15 protein-coding genes and 1 pseudogene are annotated in these 20939 nt (G+C 68.2%); 11 read left to right on the forward strand and 5 right to left on the reverse strand.

The window, feature by feature from the left end; translation table 11 throughout:
* A pseudogene (locus tag HUA75_RS30100) lies at window positions 1–2247 on the forward strand (hypothetical protein); the annotation flags it as partial.
* Between the two features lie 27 nt (window positions 2248–2274).
* On the opposite strand, the gene HUA75_RS30105 reads toward HUA75_RS30100, so the two are convergent.
* A complete protein-coding gene (locus tag HUA75_RS30105) occupies window positions 2275–3465 on the reverse strand; it encodes a hypothetical protein (RefSeq protein ID WP_174488357.1) in 1191 nt (396 codons plus the stop codon).
* Window positions 3466–3726: 261 nt separating this feature from the next.
* On the opposite strand from HUA75_RS30105, the gene HUA75_RS30110 reads away from it, so the two are divergent.
* Window positions 3727–4461, forward strand: coding sequence for a laminin G domain-containing protein (locus tag HUA75_RS30110; RefSeq protein WP_174488358.1), 735 nt, complete (start codon window positions 3727–3729; stop codon window positions 4459–4461).
* Between the two features lie 66 nt (window positions 4462–4527).
* Here HUA75_RS30110 and HUA75_RS30115 read toward each other — a convergent pair whose 3' ends face one another.
* On the reverse strand, window positions 4528–5688 hold the full coding sequence (locus tag HUA75_RS30115) for a site-2 protease family protein (protein WP_254627848.1): 1161 nt from the start codon (window positions 5686–5688) through the stop codon (window positions 4528–4530).
* A gap of 276 nt (window positions 5689–5964) precedes the next feature.
* Between HUA75_RS30115 and HUA75_RS30120 the strand changes: the two genes are divergently transcribed.
* The 8 genes from HUA75_RS30120 to HUA75_RS30155 all read left to right on the forward strand — a co-directional run bounded on the left by HUA75_RS30120 (window position 5965) and on the right by HUA75_RS30155 (window position 13197).
* Window positions 5965–6672: a Coq4 family protein gene (locus tag HUA75_RS30120; protein WP_174488359.1), complete on the forward strand. Its 708-nt coding sequence runs from the start codon at window positions 5965–5967 to the stop codon at window positions 6670–6672.
* A gap of 50 nt (window positions 6673–6722) precedes the next feature.
* Entirely contained in the window at window positions 6723–8285 is a 1563-nt protein-coding gene (locus HUA75_RS30125) for an acyl-CoA carboxylase subunit beta (protein WP_141643118.1), read from the forward strand.
* A gap of 120 nt (window positions 8286–8405) precedes the next feature.
* A complete protein-coding gene (locus tag HUA75_RS30130; RefSeq protein WP_174488360.1) occupies window positions 8406–9017 on the forward strand; it encodes a hypothetical protein in 612 nt (203 codons plus the stop codon).
* Window positions 9018–9111: 94 nt separating this feature from the next.
* A complete protein-coding gene (gene accC, locus HUA75_RS30135; protein ID WP_174454599.1) occupies window positions 9112–10635 on the forward strand; it encodes an acetyl-CoA carboxylase biotin carboxylase subunit in 1524 nt (507 codons plus the stop codon).
* A gap of 27 nt (window positions 10636–10662) precedes the next feature.
* Window positions 10663–11172, forward strand: coding sequence for a biotin/lipoyl-containing protein (locus HUA75_RS30140; protein ID WP_141643121.1), 510 nt, complete (start codon window positions 10663–10665; stop codon window positions 11170–11172).
* 135 nt (window positions 11173–11307) lie between these two features.
* The gene (locus HUA75_RS30145) at window positions 11308–11598 is read left to right on the forward strand and encodes a hypothetical protein (RefSeq protein ID WP_141643122.1); all 291 of its coding nucleotides are present in this window, start codon (window positions 11308–11310) and stop codon (window positions 11596–11598) included.
* 87 nt (window positions 11599–11685) lie between these two features.
* A complete protein-coding gene (locus tag HUA75_RS30150; protein WP_141643123.1) occupies window positions 11686–12492 on the forward strand; it encodes a hypothetical protein in 807 nt (268 codons plus the stop codon).
* A gap of 69 nt (window positions 12493–12561) precedes the next feature.
* Window positions 12562–13197, forward strand: a complete 636-nt coding sequence (locus tag HUA75_RS30155; protein ID WP_174488361.1) for a hypothetical protein — start codon at window positions 12562–12564, stop codon at window positions 13195–13197.
* Here HUA75_RS30155 and HUA75_RS30160 read toward each other — a convergent pair.
* Window positions 13194–16295 carry an amino acid adenylation domain-containing protein gene (locus HUA75_RS30160; protein WP_174488362.1) on the reverse strand — a complete coding sequence of 1034 codons (3102 nt, stop codon included), beginning with the start codon at window positions 16293–16295 and terminating at the stop codon, window positions 13194–13196. The genes HUA75_RS30155 and HUA75_RS30160 overlap by 4 nt on opposite strands.
* Window positions 16296–16481: 186 nt before the next feature.
* Window positions 16482–18110 carry an LVIVD repeat-containing protein gene (locus HUA75_RS30165; protein ID WP_174488363.1) on the reverse strand — a complete coding sequence of 543 codons (1629 nt, stop codon included), beginning with the start codon at window positions 18108–18110 and terminating at the stop codon, window positions 16482–16484.
* 270 nt (window positions 18111–18380) lie between these two features.
* Between HUA75_RS30165 and HUA75_RS30170 the strand changes: the two genes are divergently transcribed.
* The gene (locus HUA75_RS30170) at window positions 18381–18659 is read left to right on the forward strand and encodes a hypothetical protein (RefSeq protein WP_174465308.1); all 279 of its coding nucleotides are present in this window, start codon (window positions 18381–18383) and stop codon (window positions 18657–18659) included.
* A 77-nt stretch (window positions 18660–18736) separates the two neighbouring features.
* On the opposite strand, the gene HUA75_RS30175 is transcribed toward HUA75_RS30170, so the two are convergent.
* On the reverse strand, window positions 18737–20920 hold the full coding sequence (locus HUA75_RS30175; RefSeq protein WP_174488364.1) for an MXAN_5453 family MXYO-CTERM-anchored protein: 2184 nt from the start codon (window positions 20918–20920) through the stop codon (window positions 18737–18739).
* Between the last annotated feature and the right edge of the window lie 19 nt (window positions 20921–20939).

Below are 20939 nucleotides of genomic sequence, written 5' to 3' on the forward strand. Positions count from 1 at the left end.
CTGCGCCGGGAGCGCTCCCTGTCCAACCGGTTCGACGACCTGCTCGTCGTGCTCTACGACCCGGCCCTGTTGAAGGAAGGAGAGAAGACCGTCCTCGAAGCCGAGGGGCTCCGCGCGGAGAACCTGAAGGACGCGCAGGCGTATGTGGATGCCGTGCTCGCGGAGACGGAGTGGCCGGTCCCGAAGCACTGGCCCCATCCCGGCGTGGATGTCTCGTGTCCGCAGTGCAAGCACTGGCGGGTGGCCGTCCTGCCCATCACCACCGAGCCCGGCTATGACAAGGACAAGCCCGCCCTGAAGGACGACAAGGGCAACACGCTCCCCGACTTCGACAACTCCACCCTGCTCCCGAACGACGTGGGGGCCATCGCCCCCGGCATCTACACCGGGTATTACCGGGTGGGTCTCCACAAGGGCGCGAGCAACCCGCCCACCTCCTACGCCGCGCTCCAGTTCGCCGCGCCCTCCATCCCCGCCCGGCGGCGCTTTCCCGTCTCCGACTTCCTGAACGCCGCGCAGGCCGCGCACGACAAGGGGACAGACGAAGGGATTCGAGCAGAGCTCATCCGGAAGGAACCCGAAGTCCAGACGGAGGCGCGGGAGAGAATCGAGGAGGAGCTGGGCAAGAAGCTGCCGAAGAAGACGGGCAAGCAGAAGGCGGCACTGGCGCTGGCGGTGGCGAAGAAGCTCAAGGCATGGACCGTCGAGCACTACGAGGCGCCAGTGGCGGAGCAGCGGAAGAAGCAGGCTTGGGAGACGCTCGACGCGTGGGTCAACGGCTCCGAAGCGTTGAAGGTGAAGCGAAAGATTGACGCCAGCGAGAGGCTCATCCGGCTCGAGGACGCCAGCGGCGCGGAGACGCAGAACTTCGAGGCGGAAGACAATCAGGTGTCCCGCCTGGAGGTGGTGGAGGATGACGAGGCGCCCATGAAGGTGGGCCTCCAACTCGTCTTCCAGGCCCCACCTCCTCCTCCCGCCAAGCCCCCTGCGTCAACCGTGGTCTCCACGCCCCCGGTCCTCACCAGCGCTCCGGGACTTCCCGCCGAGCCGGCGCCCCCTCCCGCCATGCCCCCTGCGTCAACCGTGGTCCCCACGCCTCCGGTCCTCACCAACGCTCCGGGACTTCCCGCCGAGCCGGCGCCCCCTCCTCCACCCAGGACCCTGCGACTGACGGAGCGCGAGGTGCTTGTCGTCTTCGGCACCGCCGGCGCCACCAACATCCACTACTCGGTCGACGGAGAGAACGGCTCCTGGAGACGGGGACGCGAGGTGAACGACTTCTCCGAGGGGTGTCAGGTCTTCCGCTCGCCCGATGATTTCCGTGACTTCATGCGGATGGCCATGCTGTCCAAGCGTGCGCACTGCCCGTCTCGCAAGGCGAGCTGTTGCGAGAAGCTCACGGTGCAGGACGTCGAGACGGCCATCGGCCCGAAGATGACGGAGTTCATCGGCAAGTGTCCCAGTGTCTTCGCCCGGCCTGCTAGCGACGCAATCATCGTGGCATTCACCCCGCCTCCCCCTCCCCTCACCGAGACACCACCACCGGAGCCCGGGGCCGCCGCATCACCCGCAGCGCCCGACCCGAAGGCCGTCGTTCCACAGCCCGCACCCGACCCACTTTTCGTGGTGGCGGTCGAGAAGCTCCTGGATGAGAGCCGTTCCTACAAGGACTTCGACAAGGAGGTGCGAGCGACCTTCTTGAAGGTCTTCCTGAACAAGAAGTACGAGACCCCCGAGAACTTCGCGCTCTTGAAGAGTTACACGCGAAAAAAGGTGCTCGCCGCGCTGCTCCCCGAGGAGGATGTCCAGAAAGCCGTCGAGGGCCCGCCCCCAGTGCCGAAGGAAGCCAGGGCTTTCGAGAAGACACTGGAAAAGACCTTCAAAATGGCCATCGAAACAGGCCTGGAGAACCTGCGGACGAAGCTCACGGAGACAAAGGACGCCTGGGCGAAGGCCCAACACACCCTGCAGATCAATGGAAGGCACGCGAGGTACCTGAAGGATGGCCTTGAGCCCTGTGACTTCGGCGCGTGCGGCTTCAGGTTCGACTACATGCTGGCCGAGACAACCCGGGCCAACATGGAAGCCTTCGTGTCGAAGCTGGGTGGCCGGGACTGGAATGCGCTTTTCCCCGAGGATGCGCCCCTCCCGCCACCTCCATCCCCCAAGCCCAAGAAGCAGGCTCCCTCCAAGTCAGCAGGGAAGAAGGACAAGCCCCCTCCCCCCTCGGCCGGCGCACCCAAGTAGCCCTGAGCCTGGAGCCTCGCGAGAGATTCAATCGTCGGCGGTCTGCTCCCGGTACAGCACATCCACCCCCACGACGTACCACCCGTCCTCGACACGTGCCCAGTGGACCCGGAAGTTGGAGAACGAGTCCGGTCTCTTCGGAGGAGCGATGGGGTCGAACACATAGCCCTTTGCGCCGGGTGCCGGGACGAGACGGAACAGCTCGCGCTGCACGCTCGCGCCGGCCGTATTCCCGGCAAGGTCTTGGCTAAAGCGACTCCACCCGCTCGTGAGGTGATGCATGTTGAACTCCTCCTCGGGCGGGGGCAGCGGCCCGTTGTGGGGCACCCGCGAGTAGGCGCGCAGCCGAGCCGGTACCCCGCTTTTTTCAGGCGGTAGAAGCTTGAACACCAGGTTCGGCTTGGCCATGAACTCCGCCAAGGTGGGCGCCAGCTCGCGGTGCGTCCCCAGGAACGTCGGCAAGAAGCGCTCTTCGGGCCCTCGGAACACCGGGACGAAGCCACCCAGGCACAGGTCGCGGTACCTGCTCCCAGGCCATACCGTCAGCACCGTCAGCCGCGCGGACTTCACGGCGAACTGGCGCCGGTAATGGACGTAGATGGCCCCGCCCGCCGGGAAGTCGCGGGGGAAGTCCAGCACGTAGTCCAGCTTGCGCCCCTCGGCGAGCTTCAACTCCAGCCGCGCCTTCCTCGGACGCGCGTTGGCCTTGTAGAGCTTCGCGGACTTCGGGTTGCCCGGCGTCACCAGGAAGGAATGCACCGGCGTGTCCGGTGGGAAGCTCAGCTCCACCCACTCCCCGGCTCCGCTGCCCTTCGCCCCTTCCGCCCAGACGGTGCCGGGGTCCTCGTCCAGCAGGTTGGCCGGCCCATAGCGACCGGGCTCCCTCCCTTCCACCAGCACCGATGACGCCGTCACGGTGACGGACACGCCATGCAGCTTCACCTCCACCCGCCTTGCATCCGACGGCCCGGCGTCGGGAGTCTCCGCGGGGCCTGGTGCGGCCGAATCGGCCTGCCCCGCGTCGGCGGGCTCGGATGGGCCCAGGCCGCCCGAAACGGTCTGCCCGGCATCGGGAGCGCCGGATGGGCCCAGCCCTCCGTCCTCCGTCCTCCCCGCTTCGGCGGACTGCCCCCAGGCCCCCGTGCTCAGCAGGACGCAGCCCAGGATGACCCTCGGGTCCCACCAGCGCGTGCCACCCCTCCAGCTGTCATCGGACATGAACGCTCCTCAGGGCTCTGGACGTCGGGCGCCGCCCTTCATTCAGCGGCGGCCTTTCCCGCCCATCGTACGGCACCCTCACAAGAACGGCGATGCGCGTGGACGGCGTGAATCCGGGGCAGTGCCAATGGTGACGATGATGCTGACGTCGGTGACAGCGGCACCTCATTCGCTGCACCGCGCCCGCGTCGAGTGTGCCGGAACGAGAGGCTATCCTCGCCTCGTCGTACCCACACTCCAACACGACAACGAGAACACCTCATGACCCTGACGACACAGCCTCGACGGATGGCGAAGCGGACCGCGCTCGCGATGCTTGTGCTGGCCCCCGTGGCGGCCGGCGCGGTGAGCCAGAAGCTGCGCTATAAGTTCGACGCGGTAACCAACCCCGTCGCCACCGTGGTGGACGACAGTGGCAAGGGACGCACCGGCACCGTGCAGACGGCGAACGGCGCCACCGTCGTCCCCGTGACGGGCTTTGACGGCCTGGGCATCAAGTTCCCCTCCGTGTGTGACGGCACGGGCTGCCCGCTCGCGAACGTCACCACCCCCGACTCGGCCAGCCTCAATCCCGGCACCGCCCTCTTCACCTTCGGCGCCCGGGTGCGCCTCACCCTCGCGGACCTCTCCTCCGTCCACGGCTCCAACCTCGTACAGAAGGGCCTCGCGAACACGGCCCAGTGGAAGCTCCAGCTCGATGACGCCGTGCTGGGCAAACCCAGCTGCGTCGTACGCACCACCGGCGGCGCCGACGTCATCATCGTCAAGTCCTCGGTCGGCGTCGCCGACGGCACCTGGCACAAGGTCGCCTGCCAGCGCACCAGCACCACGCTCACCATCCTCGTCGACAACGTCGCGCGAGGCAGCGCACTGCTCCCATCCACCTACGACATCAACCCCGTGGGCCAGCCCGTCAACGTGGGCGCCAAGAGCGTCGGCAACAACAACGACCAGTACCACGGCGAAATCGACGACGTTTACTTCAACATCGACTGAGCCCCACCGCCCCCCAAGGCACGTCGAGCCTCCGAATCACAAACACCTCGGAGGCTCGACCTTCCGTCACGCCGGCCGCTCCTGCCGCCAGCGCCGCGCATCGCGCTCGGCACGCTCCTCGCGCGTCTGCAGCAGCATCATCCCCCGCTGCACGTCATCGACGTCGAGCGTCCCCACCAGCCGCCCATCGACATCCACCACCGCGAGCAGCTGCGCCGAGTTCTCCGCCAGCTGTCGCACGGCCCGCCATCCATCCTCGTCCAACCGCACCACCTGCACGGGCCGCATCACCTCGCGCGTCAGGCGATGGATTCGGTCCGCCTCCGACACCGCGCGCACCGCCTCCACGTCCACCAGCCCCACCGGCCGCCCGTCCTCCGTCACCGGCAGCGCCGTCTGCCGCTCGCGTCGCAAATCCCACAGCGCCTGCTCCAACAACGCCCCTGCCTCCACCCCCGCCCCGCGCGGCGACATCAACTCCGACACAGATACCCGCTCCAACAGGGCCTTCATCCGCACCTGCCGCGACTCGCCCTCCGCCCCCATGAAGATGAAGAAGGCGATGACGAACAGGAACGGGTTGAACGACACCACGCCCCACAACGCGAAGAGCACCGCGAACCCACGCCCCACCAGCGACGCCACCCGCGTCGCCCGCACCGGCCCCATCCGCCCCGACAGCACCGCCCGCAGAATCCGCCCGCCATCCATCGGGAACGCCGGCAGCAAATTGAACAACCCCAGGAACAGGTTGAGGCTCGCCAGATAGAAACACGCGAACTGGAGGTTGAACGAGGTCGTTCCCTCCACGCCCCATGTCGCAAGGCCGAACAATCCCGCCAGCGCCAGACTCGTCAGTGGCCCCACCAGCGCCATCAGCGCTTCGTCCCGAGGCCGGGGCGGCGCCTCCGACAACTCCGACACCCCGCCCACCATCATCAGCGTAATCGAGCGGACCTGACCGCCCCTCGCCAGCGCATAGAACGTATGCGCCAGCTCGTGCACGAAGACCGACGCGAACAACCCCACCGCCACGCCCAACCCCCACAACATGGGCGAGCCCATCAACTGCTCCGGAGGGACCTCGGCCACCTCCGCCGCCCGCCGGAACGCTCCTCCGAACAGATACGCCAGCAACGGCAGGACGAGCAGCAGCGAGTAGTGGACCCGGATGGGGATGCCTCGCAGCGAGCCCACCTTCAATGCACCCCGTGACTCGCGCATCATCGCCTCCTCGCGAAGGGCGCCAGCACCGCGAGGGCACTCCCACGGCCTGCGCCCCCTGCTCGCCTCCTTCAAGGTCCGTCCCGCACCCGATGCGCGCACGGTGCCGGGAATGACTCGTTCGCCCGTCTGCCTCCTGAGTGTCCGCTCCCGGGCCTCCAGGCCCCCGGATGTCCACCGACGAGCACCCCACCACCACGCACGCTCCCGCCGCGCGCAACGCCGGCTACCGTTCCTCCGCTCGGTCCCTGGCCGAGTCCGCCTTCCCCCGGAGGACCCATGCGCAACCCCCTCACGCTCGCACGCGAAGCCTGGAGAATGGTGCGAGTGCTCCAGGACCCGAATCGTCTCCAGGACATCATCGACCTGGCCCGAGTCCTCGCACCGCCCATGGCCATGCGCCGCGTGGTGGAGCGGCTGATGCAATCCCCCACCGCCGCGCGCGCCCTCGTCGAGCGCCCCCGCGTCGGAATGCTTCCACTCGCCACGCTGCGCACGCTGCCCGAAGGCACCCTCGGCCGCGCGTTCGCCGACCACCTCACCCAGAACGGCCTGGACCCCAACGCCCTGCCCCGCCGCGAGGCCCACACCGACGAGGACTACGTCCGGGCCCACCTGCTGGAGTCGCACGACATCTGGCACGTGCTCACCGGCTTTCGCACCGACGTGGCCGGAGAGCTGGGCGTGCAGGCCTTCAGCCTGGCGCAACTGGGCAGCCCCTTCGCGTTGGGCATCCTCACCGGGGGCCTCGCCAACACCCTGCTCTACGCCTTCTCCGAGCGCGACGCGCGCATGCAGGCCCTCACCCGGGGCTGGGTGCTGGGACGACTGGCGCGGCCCGTGTTCGGCACCCCCTGGCGCGAGCTGTGGGAGGTCCCCCTTGTTGACGTTCGCCAACGCTTCGGCCTGGATTTGCCAACAGTGGACGCCCTGCTCCCCGCCCTGGCGCCCCCGGTGAAGATGGACCCCTCTCGCAGAGCGGCTTGACGCGAAGCCGGACAGCGCGCGAGCCGCTCAATCGTGCTAGAGGGCGGCCCATGGACGAGACCTCCGAGAAGGACCCCCTCCGCGCACGCCTCCAGCAGATGGAGCAGCAGGCCGAGCTGGGTGGCGGTGCCGACCGCATCGCCAAGCAGCACGAGGCCGGCAAGCTCACGGCCCGCGAGCGCATCGACCTGCTCCTCGACCCCGGCTCCTTCTGCGAGCTGGACAAGTTCGTCACCCATCGCTCCACCGACTTCGGCATGGGCGACAAGAAGATTCCGGGTGACGGCGTCGTCACCGGCTACGGCACCGTCGAGGGCCGCCAGGTCTTCGTCTTCGCCCAGGACTTCACCGTCTTCGGCGGCTCGCTGTCCGGCGCCTATGCCCAGAAAATCTGCAAGATCATGGACATGGCCACCCGCGTGGGCGCGCCCGTCATCGGTCTGAACGACTCCGGCGGCGCGCGCATCCAGGAAGGCGTGGAGAGCCTCGCCGGCTACGCGGACATCTTCCTGCGCAACACCCTGGCCTCCGGCGTGGTGCCCCAGATTTCGCTCATCATGGGGCCGTGCGCGGGCGGCGCGGTGTACTCGCCGGCGATCACCGACTTCATCATGATGGTGAAGGACACCTCGTACATGTTCATCACCGGCCCGGACGTCATCAAGACGGTGACGCACGAGGAGGTGTCGAAGGAGTCGCTGGGCGGCGCGCTGACGCACAACCAGAAGTCCGGCGTGGCGCACTTCGCCGCGGAGACGGAGCAGGCCGCCATCGTCATGACGCGCGAGCTGCTCTCCTTCCTGCCCTCCAACAACCAGGAGGACCCGCCGGCCCAGCCGTGTGACGACGACCCGTTCCGGGCCGAGGAGTCGCTCAAGACGATTGTCCCGAGCAACCCCAACAAGCCCTACGACATCAAGGACATCATCAAGGCCGTCGTCGACAACAAGCACTTCTTCGAGGTGCAGGAGCACTTCGCGCGCAACATCGTCGTGGGCTTCGCGCGGATGAACGGCAAGAGCGTGGGCATCGTCGCCAACCAGCCCGCGTTCCTCGCCGGCGTGCTGGACATCGACGCCAGCGTGAAGGCCGCGCGCTTCGTGCGCTTCTGCGACTGCTTCAACATCCCGCTGATTACCTTCGTGGACGTGCCCGGCTTCCTGCCCGGCACCGACCAGGAGTGGGGCGGCATCATCACCCACGGCGCCAAGCTGCTGTACGCCTTCGCCGAGGCCACCGTCCCCAAAATCACCATCATCACCCGCAAGGCGTACGGCGGCGCGTACGACGTCATGGCGTCCAAGCACATCCGCGCGGACATCAACTACGCCTACCCCACCGCGGAAATCGCCGTCATGGGGCCCGAGGGCGCGGTCAACATCATCTTCCGCAACGAGCTGCTCAAGGCGAAGGACGCCGCCGCCGAGCGCACGAAGCTGGTGAATGACTACCGCGAGAAGTTCGCCAACCCCTTCAAGGCGGCGGAGCTGGGCTACATCGACGAGGTCATCCGCCCCGAGGAGACCCGCACCAAGGTCATCCGGGCGCTGGAGATGTTGAAAGACAAGCGTCAGGAAAACCCGCCGCGAAAGCACGGGAACATCCCGCTGTAGGCTCCTTTCAGGCCCCTGGACGCCTGCTCTCCCCCGGCTGGAGAGCAGGCAGGCTCGCGTCGCTCGGGAAATTCTCGTGCGCCGCGCGGGCTTTCAGGTGGCCAGGAAAGGAACCCCCATTTGCCCCACCGCCGACTTCTTCTCTTTCTCGCCGACGTCGAAGGAAACCTCACCGCCGTGCGCCAGACGCTCAAACGCGTCTGCGAGGCCGTGGAACTGCCCACGCCCGAGGTGAAGTGGGTGGAGTCACCCCCGGAGGGACTGGCCGATGGCGGCTGGCACGCCGCCGAGGTGGCCCTGCCCCCCGTCCCCGGTCGCAAGGCCCGCAAGTCCGAGCAGCCCTTCCTGGAGGAGCAGCTCGACGCCATGTCCCAGGCGCTGTCCCAGGACTTCCGGGAGCGCGTGCTGGGCATCTTCGTGGACCGGGAGCACAGCTACGCCCGCACGTGTGTCAGCGGCCCGGGCCGGCCCGCCAAGGCCGTGGAGGGTGAGGTGCTGGACGTCATGCGCCAGGCCGCTCGCTGGCTGGATGTGGAGACGGGCTTGTTGGCGCGGATGCTGGGGGGTGGCAACACCGCGCGCAACCTCCTGGCCGCGGCGGTGGACTTCGGTGGCGAGCCGAACGCCCCTCCTGCCAAGCCCCCGGAGCCGGACGAGGATGACCGGTTCGTCGAGGCCAAGCTGACCCAGGCGCGCGCCTATATGGAGCAGTACCGCAGCGCCCGGAAGTAGGTCATCACGGGCATCGGATGACCACGCCCCTGACAGGGGCGTGAACGCCATCCAACCCAGGCAAACCGGGGCGGCCCGTGGTAGACGGGCGGCCATGCCCAAGATCCGCAAAGTGCTCGTCGCCAATCGCGGCGAGATCGCCATCCGGGTGATGCGCACCTGCAAGGAACTCGGCATCGCCACGGTGGCGGTGTACTCGGAAGCAGACCGCTCCGCCCTGCACGTTCGCACCGCGGACCAGGCCTTCTTCGTCGGGCCGCCGCCCTCCCGCGAGAGCTACCTGGTCCAGCAGCGCATCCTCGACGCCGCCAAGGCCGCCGGCGCGGACGCCATCCACCCTGGCTATGGCTTCCTCTCCGAGAACGCCTCCTTCGTGCGCGCCTGCGAGGCCGCCGGCATCACCTTCATCGGCCCGCCCGCCGCCGCCATGGACGCCATGGGCGAGAAGACCCGCGCCCGCGCGAACATGATCAAGGTCGGCGTGCCCGTCGTCCCCGGCACCACCGAGCCCATCGCCACCGAGGCCGAGGCCCGCGAGTACGCGCAGAAGATTGGCTTCCCCATCATGCTCAAGGCCGCCGGCGGTGGCGGTGGCAAGGGCATGCGCCGGGTGGAAGGCATGGGCGACTTCGAGTCCGCGTGGCGCTCCGCCAAGAGCGAGGCGCTCAACTCCTTCGGCAACGACGCCGTCTACATCGAGAAGTATCTCGAGAAGCCACACCACGTCGAAATCCAGGTGTTCGCCGACACGCACGGCAACGTCATCCACCTGAACGAGCGCGAGTGCTCGGCGCAGCGTCGGCACCAGAAGGTCGTCGAGGAGACGCCCAGCCCCATCCTGACGCCGGAGCTTCGCGCGCAGATGGGCGAGGTCGCCGTGAAGGCGGCCAAGGCCGTCAACTACGTGGGCGCGGGCACGGTGGAATTCCTGGTCGACGTGCACCGCAACTTCTACTTCCTGGAGATGAACACCCGCCTCCAGGTGGAGCACCCGGTGACAGAGTGGGTGACGGGGCTGGACCTCGTCGCGCTGCAAATCAAGGTCGCCGAGGGCGAGAAGCTGCCGCTCCTGGAGGCGCCCACGCCGCGCGGCCACTCGATTGAAGTGCGCGTGTACGCGGAGGACCCGTCGCGCAACTTCATGCCCAGCCCGGGAAAGATTACGTACCTGCGCGTGCCGGGCGGCCCCAACGTCCGTGACGATTCGGGCGTGTTCCCCGGCTACACGGTGCCCAACTTCTACGACCCGATGATTTCCAAGCTGTCCGTGTGGGCTCCCACGCGGCGCGAGGCGATTGCCCGGGCCCAGCGCGCGCTGTCCGAGTACGTGGTGAAGGGCATCACCACCAACATCCGCTACCTCAAGGCGATTCTCGCGCACCCCGAGTTCATCGAGGGTGACTACGACACGGGCTTCCTCGGCCGCGAGCACACGACGCTGCAAGGCGTGGAGGACCCGAAGCTGAGCGAGATGGCCCTGTTGGCCAGCGCGGTGTACGCGCACCAGCGTGACGCGAAGCGCGCCAGGACGATGCCCGGTGGCAAGGCGGGCGCGGCCGACGCGAGCAGTGGTCGCATCAGCCCGTGGCGCCTGGCGCTGCGCTCCCGCCGCCGGTAACCCCACCTCCGAGCTCACGAGACTTCCATGCGCTATTTCACGAAGCAGCAGGGACAGAAGGAAGCGGTGCCGGTGGACCTGGAGGCCCTGGGGGGCGACAGGTACAAGCTGACCGTCAACGGCGTCACGTATCAGGTGGACGCGCTGGCGCTCGAGCACGGCACCATGAGCATGCTGGTGGACGGCCAGTCCTACAGCGCCGAGTTCGAGGAGAGCGGCGATGAGGTCGGCGTGCTCCTGCGCGGGCAGGTGAGCCGCTTCGACGTGGCGGACGAGCGTCGGCTGCGGCTGCGCGCGGGCACGGCGGCCTTCTCCGTGGAGGGCAAGCAGCTGGTCACCGCGCCCATGCCCGGCAAGGTGGTGAAGGTGCTGGTGAAGGTGGGCGACGAGGTGAAGGAAGGCCAGGGCCTCGTCGTGGTGGAGGCCATGAAGATGGAGAACGAGCTCAAGAGCCCCAAGGCGGGCAAGGTGACCGAGCTGTTCGCCAAGGAAGGCACCACCGTGGAGAACAACGCGAAGCTGGTCATCGTCGAGTAGCGGCCTTCGTCGGGAGCGGCGCGCCCCTTGCTCGCGCGCCGCCCCCAGGAGGGGTCCGCGATGCCGCTTGCGACAAATGCACTCCGGTCACTTTTGTACCTGAGAAACCCCAAGGTATTTCACCGGGAGAGACTCATGCGAAACTGGCTGAAGGGACTGATGGTCACCGGCGCGCTGCTGGCGGGCTGTGGCGGCACCGAGGCAGGAACGGATGAGCCGGCCGCGCAGCCCGCCCCCGAGCACGGACAGGTCCAGGGGATGCTCTACCCGGCCTACGACGAGGCCCTCCACTGTGTCGTCCGCACCAGCTCCGTCCGCTGCGGGAGCGGCATGAACATGTACGCGTACTGGGACGCCTCGGTGGGCTACTACATCGAGCGCAACATCTGCAGCGGCCGCGGCGGCCCCATCATCTGCCCGTACTAACCACTCCCGTACACTCGCAGTACGGCCGGCGCTCCAGTCTCCGTCCTGGTTTGTTTGGACGCAAACCACATGGCAGAGTGGAGCGCCATGAAGTCATTTCGTCGGAGAGTCCTGCTCGCGGCCCTGGGCACGGCGCTGTCGGCGTGCGCGTCACGGCCCGCGCCCCCGGTGCAGCACTACTCGTTGGGAATGTCCCGAGCGGACTACCGGGACTATGGCGGCGCCAAGTCCGACCCCTGTGAAGCGGAGCCGCGCTGGTTGTCGGATGAGCTGACCGCGGTCAACGGCCTGCTGGCGCGCTTCGTCACCGGCACGGAGAAGCTCGCCACGCCGGAGGCGCCCGAGCACGCGCAGCAGGTGGAGCTGGTGAAGGAGGCCCAGGGCTCGCTGCCCCGGGTGCTGGACATCCACGAGGCCAACCTTCGAGGTCTGGCGCGGTGCGGCTTCAAGGACCGGGGCGCCTTCCCGGAGATTTCGCGCCGGGGCCAGGAGCTGCTGAAGGAAGCGCGGACACGGCTGGCGGAGTCCGACGCGGTCCTCGCGGCGGCGGCCGTGCGGACGACCCAGGAGAAGTGGAAGGAGGAGTCGCCCCAGCGGGAGAGCACCGCGCGCGGCACCTGGTGCACGGCGGACCCGAAGGTGGGCGAGGCGACGGTGTTCTACGCGCGCCAGGGCCTGGACGGCGGCACCACATGGCAGTTCTGCGACGGGGCCCGCGTGGAGCAACGCAGCGGAGCGGAGCCGACGTTCGTGGAGCCGGAGGGACTCAACCGGAGAGATCGCCGCAAGGTCCAGCCGCCTCGCTACCTGGAGGCCGCCGCCAACTTCCCCGCCGAGGAAATCGACCGGCCTCCGGATGGAAGCGCCCCGAAGAGCGCCTCACCGGCGCCCTGACGTTCTAGAGTCCTGGACTCCACTGGGCACCGGGCCATCCCGGTCGCCCCCTTCTCAGGGCTCGCCGTCATGCGACACGCCGCCGTCGTCGCCATCGCGCTCCTCTTCAGTCTGCCCGCGCTCGCCGCGAGGCGCGAGGGCACTTGCGAGGTCCGGGTGACCGTGGGCCTTCCGCTCACCTTCACCGGCAAGGGCGGCACCCAGGCCGCCGCCTCGGACCACTGGATGACCCCCGAGGAAGTGCGCCAGCTCCTCACGAAGGCCTCCAGCAGGGCGAAGGCCTCCCAGAAGGCCCAGGCCGCCATGGAGAAGCAGCTGGCGCGCGGGGGCACCATGGCGGGGCCCCTGTCCCTGCACTGCATGAGCCCCGGGAGCGGCGCGATGGCCGCGAGCCTCAGCATCCTGCCTGGCAAGAACACGAAGGCGACCATCCCCTTCAAGCCCGGCACGTACCCGCTCGTGACCTTCGACGAGAAGCCCGGTGAGCTTCCCGTGGCGCTGAGCCTCAAGGGCACCAACTACATGCTGACCAAGCCGGGCGTGCTGGTGCTCACGAAGTTCGACGGCACCGGCGTCGCGGGCACGTTCAAGTTCAGCGCGACGACGCACAGCTCCGCGAACAAGCCGGGCGCCACCGTCCGCAACATCCAGGTCGCGGGCACCTTCGACTTCCCGTGCCCCATGAAGTCGAGCATCTGCCGCTAGCCCGGCGCCGCGAGCAGGCCCAGACGTCGCCAGTGCGCCAGGTAGCGCCCCAGGAGCCCGGCATCCATCTTCCGGAAGCCGGCGTCTCGCCCTTCGAGCGCGTGGAACGTGTTGTGGGCGTCGTAGACGGGCATGTCCTCATGGAGTTCCCAGCGTGTCGTCTCGCCCGCGTAGACCTGCTCGTACAGCATGGGTACCAGCGGGCAGAGCGCGTTGTCGGCCACGCGCGCGTCGCGCATCAACCGCTCCACCCATTCCTTGTAGGGCACGCGCGAGAGGGGATACCCGCACCGGGCCAGCAGCGCGTAGAAGTCGTTGATGTCGACCGAGTCCTCCGGACGCGGCGGCACCAGGTGATACGCCTTGCCCACCGCGCCCTCGCGTGAGGCGATGCCCAGGATGGCCCGGCTGACGAAGTCCACCGGGACGAACTCCTTGCGCTGACGCGGCAGGTCCGGACAGGTCCCCAGTTGGATGCAGCCTCGGATGAAGCGGGCCACGAAGTCGTCGGCGTTCCCGACGCCCGTGTGGCTGTCGCCCATGATGAAGCCCGGCCGGTAGACATTCACCGCGACACCGCGCGACGCGGCCGCCCACACCCGCTTCTCCGCCACCCACTTGCTTGCCGAGTAGCCGATGTCATAGCGCAAGCACTCCAGGTGCTCGTCGAGCCCCTCGCCCTCGCGCACGTGCGCACGGCCATTGAAGTAACCGGTGGGGCCGAACACGGCGATGGTGGACACGTAGTGCACGGGCTTGGGCCGGCCCTGCATGGCCAGACGCAGCACCTCCGTCGTCCCCTCCACGTTGGCTGCCCGGTGCGCGGAGTAGGGCTGCACGTAGTTCACGTGCGCGCCGACGTGGAACAGCGCCTCCGCGCGCGTGGCGAGCTCCTGGAACACCTGGGGCGACAAGCCCAGCGAGGGCGCGCCCAGGTCCCCGAGCACCGGACGGAGTCGCTCCGCGAACGAGTCCTCCCAGAGGTCATACTTCTCCAGCGCCTGCCGCAGCCGCGCATGTCCCGAGTCCAGGTCTCGTGCGCGGACGAGACAGGCCATTCGAGCACGCGTCATGCGCAGCAAGTCCCTCAAGAGGAACGCACCCAGGAAGCCGGTCGCCCCCGTGAGGAAGACGAGTTCCATGGACTCCAGCGGAACGACGCGAGGCGCGGGCTGCACGGGGGCCCGCCGGAGGTCCTCGGGGAGTTTCGCGTCCGCCCGCCACGCCTCCGGCCCGTCCGCCGCGCGCCCGGAGTCCTGCTGGCCGGCACGCGCCCGTCGCACCACGTCCAGGAACGCCCCCAGCGTGCGCGCCTCGTAGAGCGAATACGCCGACAGCGTCAGGCCATACAGCTCGCGCAGCCGCATCACCAGGCGCGCCGCCAGCAGGGAGTTGCCACCCAGCCTCAGGAAGTCATCCTCGAGCGAGGGCGACTTCAGCCCCAGCAGCTCGGCCCACACCGCGCCCACCTCCGACGCCACGGCATCCTCCGGAGCCCAGCCCGACGTCGCGAGCCCTGGGGCACCTCGCGGAGACACCTCCACCGGGAGCGCCCCCCGGTCCACCTTGCCGTTCACCGTGGTGGGCAGGCGCTCCAGCTCGATGATGCGCGCGGGCACCATGTACTCCGGCACGCGCGCCCTCAGCGCATCCTGGAGCGCGGAGCCCGTGCCCGTCGACTTGGGGACGACATAGGCCGCCAGCGATTTCTCTCCATCCTCACGCTCCTGGAGCGTCACCACCGCATCCCAGAGCAGGCCGCTCTCCAACAGCAGCCGGGCCACTTCCTCCAGCTCGATGCGATGGCCGCGCAGCTTCACCTGGTGGTCCGCGCGCCCCAGGAACTCCAGCGTGCCGTCCTCCCGCCACCGCGCCAGGTCTCCGGTCCGGTACATCCGAAGAGGGGGCCCGGGCGCCAGCTCGGGGACGACGGGGAAGCGCTCCTCCGTCAGCTCCCGTCGGTTCAGGTAGCCGCGCGCCAGTCCTTCTCCACCAATGCACAGCTCCCCCATCACCCCCGGCTCCACCGGACGCAGGTCTGGCCCCAGCACGAAGACCTGGGTGTGCCGGATGGGCCGGCCAATGGGCACCGAGCCCGACAGCACGTCCCCCGGCCGCACCTCGTGCGTGGTGGTGACAGTCGTCCCCTCCGTGGGGCCATAGAGGTTCAGCAGGTGCGCGGGAGGCGCGCGCTCCAACACCGCGCGGAAGGTGCGGGGATTGGCTCGCTCGCCGCCCACCAGCAGATACTTGAGCGTCCCGAAGGCGTCCGGACAACCCTGTGCCACCAGGTTGAACAGCGCCGTCGTCATCAGCAGCACGGAGACGTGCGTCTCCCGCAGGGCATCGCGGAACGCGGACGCATCCAGCACGCTCGACCTGGGCAGCAGCACCAGCGACGCGCCGTTGAGCAGCGCGCCCCAGACCTCGAACAGCGCCGCGTCGAACGCATGGTTGGAAATCTGCGCCACGCGGTCCGTCGAGTCGATGGACACATAATCCGTATCAATCACCATCCGGCGGATGCCGCGCGCGACGAGCTCGATGCCCTTGGGCCGGCCCGTCGTCCCGGACGTGTACAACACATGGGTGCGGCGCCCTCCATCCCCGAGCGGGGCCACGAGAACATCGGACCGCCGCGCCACCTGCTCACCGTCACGCTCCAGACACAGCCGCGTCGCGGGCCACTCTCCACACCGGGCCTCGTCCGCCAGCGTCCCGGTGAGCAGCACCTCCGCGCCGCTGTCCGTCACCACGAAGCCGATGCGCTCCGGCGGATGCTCCAGGTCGATGGGCACACACGTCGCGCCGAGCTTGCAGAGCGCCACGTGCGCGACAATCGCCTCGATGCCCTGCCTCAGCCCCACGGCGACCGGCGTCTCCTCCCCCACCCCCAGTTCCCGCAACGCGCCCGCGAGTCGACTCGCGCGCCGGTTCAGCGCGTCATACGTGACGCGCTTCATCCCCTGCTGCAACGCGATGGCCTCCGGACGGACCTCGACCTGGCGAGCCCACAGCTCGGACAGGCCCGCGTCTCGCGTAAACACTCCAAACCGACCCAGCCGCGACGCGCTCAGCGGCGATACTTTTCCAGGCATCGAGCCCTCCACGAATCAAAGACAACCAAGCCCGCACCGCCACTCAAAGAGTCGCGGGAATCAAAATGCAAACACGACATTCGTCGTGTCAATTTCCGACACGCGAACCTGTTCTGTCTCCGCTGCGGGCGGGAGTGTCTTGAAGGTGCGGGCTTCGTTCACCGGGACGTCATGGAGCACCGCGGCTCAGAGTTCGTTGAAGATGAGCAGTCCGCGCGCGGACTCGACGACGTAGAGGAAGCCGTCTCCCGGAAGGCGGATGCCGAAGGCGCCCTGGAAGATGCTGTCCGTGCGCGTCGCATCCTCCTCTCGGAAGACGTTGTAGTGCGCCACCTGCCGAGGCTGGGTGGGATTGGCCACGTCCAGCACGCGCACGCCCTCCTGATACCAGGCGATATACAGGCGCGTGCCTTTCAGAATCATGTTGTGGATGGAGGACACGGGCCGCAGGCGGTGCTCACCAATCTTGATGATGTGGGCGGGGTCTGTGACATCGAGCACACGCAGGTGGGAGCCGGCGAACTCTCCTCCCTCGAAGGCGATGGTGCGACCCGCGAACGTGCCCACCGCGCTGTGGTGGGAGTACACATCCGGGTAGCTGTACTGACCCAGGTGTTTCACGTCGTCGAGCCGGGTGATGTCCATGATGGAATAGCCCCCCTGCGCGTTGCTGATGTAGAGCCGCCCCTCGTACACGAAGGTGTCGTGGGGGCCGCCCGCGGAGAGTTCCTCCGACAGGGAAATGCTCTGCAACAGCACCGGCTCCAAAGGCTGGGTGAGGTCGTAGATTTCCGTCCGGCCCTCGTTGGACGTGGCGTACAGCCGGTCGCCCTCGACCAGGACGGTGTGGACCCCATAGTCACCCGCCCACAGGCCCCGCACGAAGACCGGCTCCGCGGGCTTGGAGATGTCATAGACGATGACGCCCGCGACATCGCTGGCGATGTACAGCGCATCTCCCTTCGACCAGACGCCGTTCCAGTAGTTGTCTCCGGGCAGGCTGATGGACGTCTTGAGGACCGGGTGCGCCTTGTCAGTCACGTCGAAGACGGTGAGCCCACCGGGCTGTTCGGTGAGGGAGTCGGACACGGAGACGACATAGGCGTGGTTCCTGGTGACGTAGATGTCCACCGGCCGGCCGAGCAGTACGCGCGACTCCGAGACGAGCGTCAGGCCTCCCGAGGACTCCGGCTCGCCCACGGGCCAGGTCATGCGATGGGCCTCGAAGGTGCCGCTCTGGCTCACCGTCCCCGCGAGGTTGCACGTCACGTAGCACCCGGTGAGGGTCTCGGGCGTGGGCCGCTGGCACCCGGCATACAGGCGCGACACCGCGGTGCCCGTTCGCGAGCCCGAGGTGATGAAGAAGGTGCCGCCTTCGGTCTGCCGGGTGATGAGCGGCCTCGAAGCCAGCGTGCCGCCGCCCGCGCCGTCCAGCTTGAAGCCGATGCCGACGCCGAACATCACCTGCGTCCCACCATCCGCCAGTCGCGACTCGTAGCGCTGCCCCGCCTGGTAGATGCCCTCCTGCGGCACGAGCGCCAGCGCGTCCGAGTCACAAGCAGACAGGTCGAAGCTCCCGAGCCCCAAGCTGTCGCACCGGAGGGGAGTCCCGTGCTCACGCAAGGAACAGGGCGCGTACGGCCCCCGGTCCGACCAGTTGCCATGCTCCTCCAGTGGCGTGGCGCCCCCATCCCAGGCGCCGGGTTCCACTCCGGCATCGGGGGTCCCCTTCGGAGTGTCGTCACAGGCGGACAGGACGCTCCCTCCCAGCAGACACGACAACAACCAGACACGGGCGCGAACCAACGACGTCATGAGACACCTCGGTGAGGGGACTGTCGGGGTACGAAAGCCTGTGTCATTCACGGTCGCTCCACTCGGAGGCGCCGGGCCAATGCTTGTCAGATGAAGCCCATCTCCCGACCTGGGCTCGAGCCACAGCCGAGGAGACGTCTTCCGGTCCTGGAATTGCAGCCGGAGTCCCAGAACTCCGTTGAGACAAGAGCAGTCTGGGTGCTCCCGCGACACACCGAGACGTCGGGCTACGCTGAGCCCGTGGTCCCCTTTCACAGCAAGGAGCTGTCCATGAATGCTCGCCGCATCCGCTCGTTCGTCCTGGCCTCGTTGTCTGGGATGGCCCTTCTGGCCTGTGGCGTGGGCGCTCCCGAGGTCGAGCCCGTGAGCCCGGAGACGACCGACAGCGAGGCCTCCACCCAGGCCCAGAGGTCCTGCGCGGACGAGTGCTACCAGGCCAACTTCTGGTGCGAGGTCCAGTGTCAGGCGACGAGCGAGCAGTGCGCCGCGGCCATCTCCATCTGTTACGACTCGTGCAACCGCGGCGTCGGCCCCTGGCTGCCCTGCTGAGTCGGAGCACCGCCGCCCGGGTGAGGTGAGCTGCCCACCCGGGCGTGGCGTCATGACCTCAGAAGAGGTCCAGCGTCTCAGTGACCGCGCGGACCTCTTCGACGGCGCGCACCGAACCAGGCCAGGCCGAGGAACATCCACGGCAGGAGCACGGAGGAAGGCGTCGACTGGCAACCGCAGCCGCCGCTGTCGGGCCTGGGCCCCGCACCGCCCGCGTCCACGGCTCCGCCGTCCTGACCACTCGGACACCTGCCTCCGTCACAGCGTGGAGTCCCGCTGTCTTCCTGGCCGGGGCACTCGCCTCCATCGCAGCTTGAAGTTCCGCTGTCTCCCTCGCCGGGGCACTCACCGCCGTCACAGCTTGGAGTTCCGCTGTCCTCCTGGCCGGGGCACTCACCGCCGTCGCAGCTTGGAGTTCCGCTGTCTTCCTGGCCGGGGCACTCACCGCCGTCACAGCTTGGAGTGCCACTGTCTTCCTGGCCGGGGCACTCACCTCCGTCACAGCTTGGAGTGCCACTGTCTTCCTGGCCGGGGCACTCACCGCCGTCGCAGCTTGGAGTGCCACTGTCTCCCTCACTGGGACACTCACCTCCGTCGCAGCGTGGAGTTCCGCTGTCTCCCTCGCCGGGACATTCGCCGCCGTCGCAGCTCGGAGTGCCACTGTCTCCCTCGCCGGGGCACTCACCGCCGTCGCAGCTTGGAGTTCCGCTGTCTTCCTGGCCGGGGCACTCACCGCCGTCACAGCTTGGAGTGCCACTGTCTCCCTCACTGGGACACTCACCTCCGTCGCAGCTTGGAGTTCCGCTGTCTCCCTCGCCAGGACACTCACCGCCGTCGCAGCTCGGAGTGCCACTGTCTCCCTCACCAGGACACTCACCGCCGTCACAGCTCGGAGTGCCACTGTCTCCCTCGCCGGGGCACTCGCCTCCGTCGCAGCCAGCGTCCGGTTCTTCGCCAGGTCCCGCATCCACGCCACCATCCGCGGGCGGCGCGAAGTACGCCTGTGCCACGAAGATGGCGGTGCCCCACTCCTCCTGGTCATTCTCCGGTGGCGCCAACCCCGCGACGACGGACACATCTCCTCTCGGACTGATGCTCACGCTTCCCGCGAACACCGGGTTGCTCGGCGTCTCCTGGTCGACACGCGCCGGACCCTGGTCCGAATCGACGATGTCGTGCTCCGACACCACCCGCTTGAGCGTTCGCCCATCGCTCACCCACACCGCGCGCCGACTGTTGCTGTCGATGGCGCGAAAGACGATGAGCCCCTCGTCGTTCATGTCCGGAGGGAAGAACTCCACCTCCTTGATGCCTCCCTGCCCGTTCTGCGCCACCACCCGCAGCTCCGCGCCATCCCACAGGAAGACCGTCGTGAGGTTCGGTCCCGCCCCGACCCTCGCCGTCGCGATGAAGGCGACGCGCCCCAGGTTGTCGAACGCGGGCTGCACCGAAGCAAACCGGTAGATGGGCGAGCCCGCATCCCGGCCCCGCGACTGCGCGATGAGCCGGGACGTGCCATCCGCGCTGAAGACTCGCAGCTCCTGGTAGTACTCAGACCCTCCAGGCGCCACGTCTCCCACGCCCGCCATCTGTCCCAGGTCGTTGAACGCTGGCGAGTAGAGGAACTCGTAGGGACTCGTGTCGTCGAGCGTCTTCTCCTTCGCCAGATACGTCGTCGTCCAACCCGCCCCCTGCGGCGTCAGCACCACGTAGCCACGGCCGACGAAGTTGAAGTTGGCTCGGAACGCGAGCTGCCCCGAATCATTGAGCGCAAGGCTGGACCAGTCCGACGCCCCGAGCGGCTCGCGGATGATGCGCACGTCGTTCGGCGCCTCGGTGCGCAGCAGATAGATGCCATTGCTCGTCACGGCACTGGCCCCCGTGACGGCGAACGCGACGAGCCCCGCCGAGTTGAACCCCGGGTCGCTCGCGCGCGCATCCTCCCCCAGGTCCGGCAACAGGTAACGGTGATGGCCCGCGGCGTCGCTTCCCCACCAGATGGCGTTGGGCCCCTCGGGGGTAATCGACAACCGGAACGCCACCCTCCCATCCGAGACCACCGGGACCTGAAGACTCCCCGCGAGCAGATTGCCCGGCTTCAGGTTGTAGGCACCGGATGCATTGCCCAACATGTTGGTGCGAGCCTGAAGCTGGAGCGTGTAGTGCTCCGGCAACTCCCCTCTCGCACCGGGAGCCAGCGTCAGCACTCCCATCCCCAACGACACCGCGGTCTGGCGCAGCAACGTCCGTGCTCGTCGCATCCACGTCACGTCACACATG

It is taken from the genome of Myxococcus sp. CA040A, assembly GCF_013336725.1.
In the GTDB taxonomy this organism is placed as follows: Bacteria; Myxococcota; Myxococcia; order Myxococcales; family Myxococcaceae; genus Myxococcus; species Myxococcus llanfairpwllgwyngyllgogerychwyrndrobwllllantysiliogogogochensis.

Excerpts from the sequence above, each read along its gene's own strand:
- HUA75_RS30105 (WP_174488357.1), bottom strand. The coding sequence starts at position 3,465 with ATGTCCGATGACAGCTGGAGGGGTGGCACGCGCTGGTGGGACCCGAGG.
- HUA75_RS30155 (WP_174488361.1), top strand. The coding sequence starts at position 12,562 with ATGCGACACGCCGCCGTCGTCGCCATCGCGCTCCTCTTCAGTCTGCCC.
- HUA75_RS30170 (WP_174465308.1), top strand. The coding sequence starts at position 18,381 with ATGAATGCTCGCCGCATCCGCTCGTTCGTCCTGGCCTCGTTGTCTGGG.
- HUA75_RS30140 (WP_141643121.1), top strand. The coding sequence starts at position 10,663 with ATGCGCTATTTCACGAAGCAGCAGGGACAGAAGGAAGCGGTGCCGGTG.
- HUA75_RS30150 (WP_141643123.1), top strand. The coding sequence starts at position 11,686 with ATGAAGTCATTTCGTCGGAGAGTCCTGCTCGCGGCCCTGGGCACGGCG.
- HUA75_RS30145 (WP_141643122.1), top strand. The coding sequence starts at position 11,308 with ATGCGAAACTGGCTGAAGGGACTGATGGTCACCGGCGCGCTGCTGGCG.
- HUA75_RS30175 (WP_174488364.1), bottom strand. The coding sequence starts at position 20,920 with ATGCGACGAGCACGGACGTTGCTGCGCCAGACCGCGGTGTCGTTGGGG.
- HUA75_RS30115 (WP_254627848.1), bottom strand. The coding sequence starts at position 5,688 with ATGATGCGCGAGTCACGGGGTGCATTGAAGGTGGGCTCGCTGCGAGGC.
- HUA75_RS30165 (WP_174488363.1), bottom strand. The coding sequence starts at position 18,110 with ATGACGTCGTTGGTTCGCGCCCGTGTCTGGTTGTTGTCGTGTCTGCTG.
- HUA75_RS30125 (WP_141643118.1), top strand. The coding sequence starts at position 6,723 with ATGGACGAGACCTCCGAGAAGGACCCCCTCCGCGCACGCCTCCAGCAG.
- HUA75_RS30160 (WP_174488362.1), bottom strand. The coding sequence starts at position 16,295 with ATGCCTGGAAAAGTATCGCCGCTGAGCGCGTCGCGGCTGGGTCGGTTT.
- HUA75_RS30110 (WP_174488358.1), top strand. The coding sequence starts at position 3,727 with ATGACCCTGACGACACAGCCTCGACGGATGGCGAAGCGGACCGCGCTC.
- accC (WP_174454599.1), top strand. The coding sequence starts at position 9,112 with ATGCCCAAGATCCGCAAAGTGCTCGTCGCCAATCGCGGCGAGATCGCC.
- HUA75_RS30120 (WP_174488359.1), top strand. The coding sequence starts at position 5,965 with ATGCGCAACCCCCTCACGCTCGCACGCGAAGCCTGGAGAATGGTGCGA.